At 41.9% G+C, this 7,492-nt stretch carries 8 protein-coding genes; 3 read left to right on the top strand and 5 right to left on the bottom strand.

Annotated features, from left to right (window positions below):
• The coding region (locus tag CWI73_RS12225; protein WP_133306929.1) for a transposase at positions 1-234 on the bottom strand (234 nt) is incomplete at its 3' end.
• A 13-nt stretch (positions 235-247) separates the two neighbouring features.
• Between CWI73_RS12225 and CWI73_RS12220 the strand changes: the two genes are divergently transcribed.
• From CWI73_RS12220 to CWI73_RS12210, 3 genes are all read left to right on the top strand, one after another.
• Positions 248-577 (top strand): hypothetical protein, encoded by a 330-nt coding sequence (locus CWI73_RS12220; RefSeq protein ID WP_126753041.1) that lies wholly within the window; start codon positions 248-250, stop codon positions 575-577.
• Between the two features lie 156 nt (positions 578-733).
• Positions 734-1,516 (top strand): MvdC/MvdD family ATP grasp protein, encoded by a 783-nt coding sequence (locus tag CWI73_RS12215; protein WP_198675200.1) that lies wholly within the window; start codon positions 734-736, stop codon positions 1,514-1,516.
• Positions 1,513-2,166 (top strand): hypothetical protein, encoded by a 654-nt coding sequence (locus CWI73_RS12210; protein ID WP_126753040.1) that lies wholly within the window; start codon positions 1,513-1,515, stop codon positions 2,164-2,166. Before CWI73_RS12215 ends, CWI73_RS12210 begins: the two co-directional genes overlap by 4 nt.
• 131 nt (positions 2,167-2,297) lie before the next feature.
• Here the strand turns inward: CWI73_RS12210 and CWI73_RS12205 are convergent, their stop codons facing one another.
• The 4 genes from CWI73_RS12205 to CWI73_RS12190 all read right to left on the bottom strand — a co-directional run bounded on the left by CWI73_RS12205 (position 2,298) and on the right by CWI73_RS12190 (position 7,088).
• Positions 2,298-3,869: a hypothetical protein gene (locus CWI73_RS12205; RefSeq protein WP_198675199.1), complete on the bottom strand. Its 1,572-nt coding sequence runs from the start codon at positions 3,867-3,869 to the stop codon at positions 2,298-2,300.
• Positions 3,870-4,216: 347 nt separating this feature from the next.
• Entirely contained in the window at positions 4,217-4,843 is a 627-nt protein-coding gene (locus CWI73_RS12200) for a TIGR02391 family protein (RefSeq protein WP_126753039.1), read from the bottom strand.
• 41 nt (positions 4,844-4,884) lie between these two features.
• Positions 4,885-6,159: an AAA family ATPase gene (locus CWI73_RS12195; RefSeq protein WP_126753038.1), complete on the bottom strand. Its 1,275-nt coding sequence runs from the start codon at positions 6,157-6,159 to the stop codon at positions 4,885-4,887.
• Between the two features lie 383 nt (positions 6,160-6,542).
• Positions 6,543-7,088 (bottom strand): putative glycolipid-binding domain-containing protein, encoded by a 546-nt coding sequence (locus tag CWI73_RS12190; protein ID WP_126753037.1) that lies wholly within the window; start codon positions 7,086-7,088, stop codon positions 6,543-6,545.
• Between the last annotated feature and the right edge of the window lie 404 nt (positions 7,089-7,492).

Here is a 7,492-nt window from a genome sequence, read left to right as displayed (position 1 = left end):
GTCACGCTCTTCAGTGACACGCTGTAACTCTTTTCTTAAACGTTTTAGTTCAGCCTGCTCTTCGGTTTGAGCTGCGTGTTTCTCTGCTTCTGGACCGTACTTCTTAACCCAGGCATATAAACTATGAACGGAAACATCGAGCCGTCTTGAAACGTCAGCAACAGAATAACCTTTATCGGTAATTTGCCGGACAGCTTCGATTTTAAATTCTTCAGGGTATCGGTTGTTACTCATAAGCACCTCTTTTATGCCATTATCTATGGCTATGAGGTGTCTAGCAAATCAGTGGCGATTCAGCTTTTATTCCGAACAATATGATATGTGGTTCGACGCAGAAGCCATGATGCCAGTAATTGAGTCTTTAGCGCTCAACAGTGCAGAGCTTAATACAAAGACAAATGTTGATGTTGAAAAAGACGATGAAAGTTCATACACCCTCGAGATGATGACCAAAACCAAGGTGCGTGAAGAAAGTGATGATACAGATTTAAAGTCCTGCATCTTGAGTGGTTTACTAACAAAGACTGAAGTGGCGCAAGAAGAGGACGATAATTCGATGAGTCCTTATGACCTATGATTCTTTTAGTTACTAATAAAAGAGACATTACGACCGATTACATCGTTCGTGAATTACGTAAACGAGAGATGGACTACTACCGATTAAATACAGAGTCATTGGCAAATTACGAATGCTGTATTGGATATGAATCCCTTGATGACTGGCGAATAGGGAATGTCAGCGGTAGTAGGGTTAAATCTGCCTATTTTCGAAGACCTGCCCCCCCCTGAGTATTCAAGCTCGTTAGAGACTAGTGAAAATGAATACATTGCATCAGAATGGCTGGCTTTTTTAAAAAGCATTTACGCGCGACTTGAGGGAAAGTGGTTCACTTCGCCCGTATCTATAGCGCTTGCAGAGGATAAGCCGAAACAATTGCTCCTAGCGAAGTCTGCGGGTTTCAGAGTACCCAATGGCTTAGTTACTAACGTCGCTAACGATATTATTCATAAAACCGAGAACAAACGGCTTATTATTAAACCTGTAAAGCAAGGCTTGATTGAAGGCAAAAATGACAAGGTGGTTTTCACCAATAGAATTCCTGAAATAAAGACTCAAGATACTTCAGCTATTTCTCAGGTTCCCTCGATCTTTCAACAAGAAATCATTAAGAAGTTCGATGCAAGAGTCACGGTGGTGGGAAAGCAAATCTTTCCAGTCGCAATTTGGTCGCAGGATGATGAGCAAACAAGAGTAGATTGGCGGAAAGGAGGAAGAATAGATTTACGCCATCAAGTTATAGAGCTACCGACAGACATAGCTAAATCATGCATCGAGTTAACTTCAAAGTTAAATTTGAGGTTCAGTGCTATTGACTTGGTATGTGATCAAAAAGGTAACTATTGGTTTTTGGAAATAAACCCAAACGGCCAATGGGCGTGGATTGAGAATAAGACAAATTTACCTATCGCTTCCGCGATTGTCGATGAGTTAGTTGCCTGTGGAGAAAAAATATGAATTTTGATCTGTTATGGCCGAGACTAGAACGTAAATCAGGCGACAGCTCAACAGAGAAAGATTTAGATCTAATAAAGGAGGCAGACCCGGGGGACTTTGTGGATGTCGCTCTCGATGAGGCTCGCAGACTTTACGATCATGAGCAACAGCGAAGATCTTCAGCTGACAGTAAGGGCGGACTATATCTAGGTGTCGCTACAGCCTTCCTTGCGTCACTGATAACATTGTCTCCACTAGTAATAAATATTATTGGGGAATCAGAGTCTGCTCTGCAGTCAGCATTGAGCTGGCTAATGCTTTTAACAATGAGTATTTCAGCTATTGTTGCATTTCGTTGTATTCTCTGGGCAAAACGCGCATTGAAGGTAACAAGTTTTCGAGCGATTAGCTGGAAAGATTTATTCGAGGTCGGTGATGAAAAATTTGAGTTAACCTTATTTCGTAACACTCTGAGATGCCTACGTCGTAATTATGATGCAACGAATGAAAAGGTGACGCACGTCAAAATGGCGGAAGCACTTTTAAAAAGCGCATGGTTTTGGCTAATTTTAAGCCTCGTTGTAAAGCTTTTCTATTATTTAATCGACGGTAGTTCGAGTGATTCTGAAACTATTATTTTTGTAATTAGCAACAGTCTTCAAGCGGCCTGATTACTTGCGTTCTGTCAATTCTGAAGAACGCTCCTTCCTTGCCGCAGAATGCTTGTGCCAGTCGCGCACGGTAATGCGCAATTCATCGGGCAATTGAAGTGATGCGTCAATTGCCGTGCTGCAGCTAGCGGTTAAGACTTATAGCTACCGGTAAAGTCTTCATTCCAATGAGTATCATTCCTTGTCTCCATTCCAGGTTCATCTAGCAGCAGGTCATGAGGGAGAATATCTTCTGGATTCACCCCTATTCGCCCAAAGCGCATTGTAGTCTCGGCGCACTCGAAACCTTCTATTTGATTAGATGGCTGGATAGCATGACAATAGACCGCTCGAATATCTTTCCTTTTATAGTCAAAATTCTCTATTGACGAATAGATCTTATTCGCTCTAGAGTATTCGACTATTGGCCCGTGAAGTGTCTCATATCCGATGTGGACAATTGTTGGATGACTTTTGGGTGCTTGATTAACTGCCTTGCTAAGAAGCTTTCTCACATCTTTAGCCTTTTTATTAATAGATTCATCAGCAACGCACTCCCATTTTGCACAATACGCTGCGTGCACACCTTCACAAAACAGGTTAAGAACATGCTCGTCATCATCAGGCCCTATTGCGTTAATACCCTTTGGAGAATGAAGCTGAGTATAACTACCGCTGCTATCGTATCCTCCTGCAAATAGAGCTATCATCTGGGGGGAGTTCCAGCGTACTTGATATTTATCGAAATGCTCGTCCACCAAGCCCATATCTATGTAGCTTGCTTTAAAAATGAGCTCATCACTCTCCAGATATACTCCATTGTCAATACATCCCTTATGAATTATCGCTGAAAATGCTTTAGCTAGAATATCTTCTGACGTTTGAGAGATTTCAACTTTAAAAGTTACATCAACAAATATCGAAGTTTTGTTTGCAATCATAATCGGAGCAAGCTTAGCCCAGCGCTTTCTCCATTCTTTTCTTTCATTTTCAGAATATTCGGTAACTTTGCTTTGTCTTTTACATTCTACGTAAAAACTTTCATTACCTCTCGAGACAAATAGATCTGGAGTTTTTGAGTTCGCATCTTCTGGAATAAATTTAACAGTCCACCCATTTCTCTGATACATAATGGCGGTGACTATTTCAAAAAGTAAGGAGTCTGGTTGATTTTCTTTGCCTTCTAAGAGCTCATCAAGCTTCCCGTCTATGCCTTCGATATTCGTAGCGATATCAATGTATCTACCAATAGCAGAAAAGAACGGGTATATTCTTGCAGATTGTGAAGGTTCATCAACATAGGGGCGAAAATAGACAGACTCTACAAGATAGAGATACCAAGCTATCCAATCTTTATTGAATGCCACTCGGGCATTTTCGTCTTCTATATCAAGTGCTCGTGCTGGACTAGATGGAATATGATTACTTTGTTGCTGCCTGAAATACTGGACAACAGCTCTCTTACGTCGAACCCAATTATCCTCTCCCATATGTTCCAAGAACCAATCAAGAGTCTTTTTAGCACTTACAACCCATTCTTCCTTTCTGCGTTCTTCCAAAAATCTTATAAAAACTTCCCATTCCTGATCTTCGTTTGCCATAAACATTTTCCTTGCTCGTTTACGCTTAACATCCCTACGCACCTTGATGTTTTTAATTTTTCTTTTAACTAAATTAGCGCTAATTTGACTCATAAAGTTGATTAAAGTAAAAGCTAAATGCACTCCCCAAACCTGCTAATGGAAGGTAGAACCTTGAAGAGATTCATTTCGCTCCATGCCCTGGTTAGATTACTTTCCACCAATCAAACTACTCCTCGATAACTAGATTGCAACCTTACAGTGTGCTGAAAAGTGCTAAAACAGGACGAAATGTCTAATCATGAATAGAAGTGCAAGCCAGCTACACTGGCTCTGAGTGTATAGGTTCGTAAGTTACTTAGTGTCCGGTTCTCGCTCGTTACTGACTTTCGGCTTGGTGCCAAGAGCGGACGTTAACGGCTCGCGTAACCGGCTTGCAATAACTGTAATGCGGAGCGGGCAGCTTTGAAAGGGGCGATAACAGCCGATCGTTATGCATTTATTTCAGCGTCCTCGAGGGCAGTCAACAGATCGCTGGCGACCACGATTTTTTTGAATGCCGAAATAAAGTCCAGATCGACATCTCGGTGAGAACTGGCGTTGCGATAGAAGCTAAAAGCGCCTGTGATGTAGTTCAGAAAAGCAAATCTTTCTGCTTTTGGAAGCTCATGATTAGTTAGAGCCCCGTCGTCAGGGTTGAACGCTTTTTTTAGTAATCGCTCACCAAAACAGTCTGCTGGAGCTCCAATTTTTTCACGCACCGATACCTCTATTGCCTTGAAGGCTTGAAGCACGGCACTTTCGTACTCACGATTTCCAAGCAAAGCAAAACACTTCTTTATTATGGTGGGGTGTACATAAGATTCCGGCATTAGGGCATAATTTTCGACAACGCGACGGAATTGGCTCTCCGGAAACCTAAATCCAACTTTGGTTGGGAAAAACTGCTCTTCGCCTTCGTCATCGTATCCACGCTGAAAACGTCGAATGTCGATATGTGCAGTTGGACTTGCCTTATATTTTACTCGAGTGAACCTGACAGGCTGGAAGCCACCGGGATTCGCTTCACCTATGGTTTCTTGAAACTCGATTTTCGCTTCGATCTCACTCTTCGACATAGATACTCAATAGTCCATAACGCTTCAAACACCGGCGCAGTTTACTGCGTTCGTGTGCTTTGACTTGTTGCATTTTTTCTTCGGCCAAATAATTTAATCCAGAGAGCGAACCCTTTATGTTGAAGGCGATACTCGCCGAGCTTTGACGGGTTTTTCAGTATAATTTTTCTAGAAGTAAGTGCTTTCAGCGCATCACTTACCGTATGGTCATTGCCGGAAAATTTATCACGGATATCACTCTTTTTAATCCAAGAGTTCATGTTTTCCGCCATTATTTCAAGAACTTCACGATATTCATCAGATTTGATTTGTTCATTATATAAGCTCTGATAATATCTAGAGCCTATCGCATCTAGCGCACCACCTTGCCTAAATGCTCCTGTGGCTACATCGTCCTCACTTATCTCACCATCGGTGTTCGCCTCAAAAGCAGAATAGGAGAACTGCTGAATGAAATGAGGATACCCTTCAGAAAGGGTCGAAATCATATTTCTAGCATCAGTCGTGATAATTGTTTGTTCATCATTTTGTTCGTTACCCACTTCCAAGCCACGATTCACTACATATTTTCGATCATCAGGCTTTAACTCTTTGATGACCAACTGAGTGAAAACTCGCATTGATGACTCATGCGAGACTGTTAGTTTCTCAACTACATCTGGCAACCCTGCAACAATAAACATTACGTTTTCGCAGCCGTTTTGCTGCAAGAGTTCAGTTACTACTTTGAAAAAGTAACCAATATGTAGATCTGGACATGCATTATCTGCTTCGTCCACAACGATCATGATTCCATCCCGTGCTACTTCACCATTTTCGGGATTGGTGATCCGCTTAGACGTTTCAGCTAAAGAGTAGGCAAAATCGTCAATAATAAGATCTAAATCATCACTTGGTTCGGCTTTACCAATACCAGAGTCCATTATTTTCAATCTTTGAACAAATGACCACGTATCACTAAAAAAAGCTCTTACTTTTTCAGCTCTCCCTATTTTCTCCAACTCTCTTTTTAGATTACGTTCAAGAAGTTTGATAAAGCTAATGAGCGTCGACTTATTGGAAATGACTGTATTAACAACAACGAAGTTGAAATTGTCGTAATCAGCGCTTTTGATAAACCCCTGTGCGGTTGGCTTTATATAGCCGATAAGAGAAGATTTACCGATCCCTCTCTCACCAGTAATCAGAAAATTTGAACTATTGCCGTGCTTAGTTTGGTGAAGCCCATTTTCAAGAGCTTCGATTTCGGCTAGCCGGCCGGCAAACATACCTGGGGGGACCGGGCTATTTGGTTTGAAAGGATTTATCTTTGCCATGTGGGCTAACTTCCTTGGTAAATATAACCTTTGTATATTGTGCGTATGCACTTTGTCACTTGTTCAATTGATAGGTGCTAACTCTTAAGTTACTAAGCTAAACAAGACTCCGACCTTGAAACGCTCTTAATGAGCGAAAGCCATTTGAGCATGCTCAGTTACACTCTAACTTGCACACAATATCTAACTTTGATTTTTCGTTATGTCATTGACAATAAGTGACTTAAATCCACAACACAATAGCAAATCGCGCAATATTGCAGAGATAAGTTTGCTGTGCCGGATTCGCGTCACCCGAACTAACTAATGACAGGGAGACGACTTACTATTTGAGTTAGGAAAAAAATCGAAGGTCTGCTCCTCGCTCAGAGCGGCCATTCACCTTATTCTGAAGACCAGATATCGCCGTAATCTCTCACAAGGCCGTGCTGGTCGACTTCAAGTTGAGTCCGAAAGCCGCTAGTAGGGTTATGATATTCATATAAATTATCTTCTAGCCGAGTGTAATATTGCTCAACTGGAAGGATGCTGCAGTCATTTTCCCGAAGCCAAGCTGCATGACAAACCATGGTGTCATTTATTTTAGGTTGTTGGCGTCGAATAGGCAGCGTATTAGTCGCTGGAGTAAATCCGAGATCGATATCATGAGCCCCATCAAGGTAGGGTAGATAAACTCTGTTTTTATACCATTTCCCGTCGTTAGTTCGTGAAAAGGTAATTGGGAACATCGTTGATTTTTGAAGGCGAACTTCTTGGGTATGCCAACTGTTGCTGCAGACAATTTGATAAACCCATTGAACAGATTTGCTCGATTCGACGATAGTTACATCCCCTCTCAGGAGCCACTGATTCTGTTGACGGACTAGCTGGCAGTTTTCAGTACTGTTTAATTCCCTACTCCGCCAGCGTGCTTCAGCAATAATGTTCATCGGTTCCCCCTTCGTTTAAAAAAGGAACTGTACATAAAAACAGTATATGTGACAATGCTAGCTTGTTTAGCCCTTTTGGACGGCACGATCGGTAAGTATGAAATTCTTTTAATGAGCATCAAGAGTTCATTCCGCTTTGAGCGAGGAGCGGACTGTTCAGAGGACTCATTTAGTCGGCTAATCGCTCTTAGCGGCCATAGTGCAGCTCAAATAATAGTCAGGAATTGTCTATGATTCTCGGTTTACTCCAGAACGCACACAAACGTGTATCGTCGTCTATTGAGTCGCCTACAATAGGACAATCACACGCTCCGTTATTAGAAGATCGATATGACCTAGCCCGTTGTTCCTAAACAACGCACACAAACATGTATCCTAGACGTTGAGCCCGCACAATATAAGGG

The organism is Idiomarina piscisalsi (assembly GCF_003987095.1).
In the GTDB taxonomy this organism is placed as follows: Bacteria; Pseudomonadota; Gammaproteobacteria; order Enterobacterales; family Alteromonadaceae; genus Idiomarina; species Idiomarina piscisalsi.
Note: the sequence above shows the minus strand (reverse complement) of the source record. Positions and strands in the feature narration are given on the sequence as shown.

Bases quoted from the DNA above. Each gene is read 5' to 3' on its own strand.
- CWI73_RS12195 (WP_126753038.1), bottom strand. From the start codon at position 6,159: ATGGCAAAGATAAATCCTTTCAAACCAAATAGCCCGGTCCCCCCAGGT.
- CWI73_RS12190 (WP_126753037.1), bottom strand. From the start codon at position 7,088: ATGAACATTATTGCTGAAGCACGCTGGCGGAGTAGGGAATTAAACAGT.
- CWI73_RS12210 (WP_126753040.1), top strand. From the start codon at position 1,513: ATGAATTTTGATCTGTTATGGCCGAGACTAGAACGTAAATCAGGCGAC.
- CWI73_RS12200 (WP_126753039.1), bottom strand. From the start codon at position 4,843: ATGTCGAAGAGTGAGATCGAAGCGAAAATCGAGTTTCAAGAAACCATA.
- CWI73_RS12215 (WP_198675200.1), top strand. From the start codon at position 734: ATGTCAGCGGTAGTAGGGTTAAATCTGCCTATTTTCGAAGACCTGCCC.
- CWI73_RS12220 (WP_126753041.1), top strand. From the start codon at position 248: ATGCCATTATCTATGGCTATGAGGTGTCTAGCAAATCAGTGGCGATTC.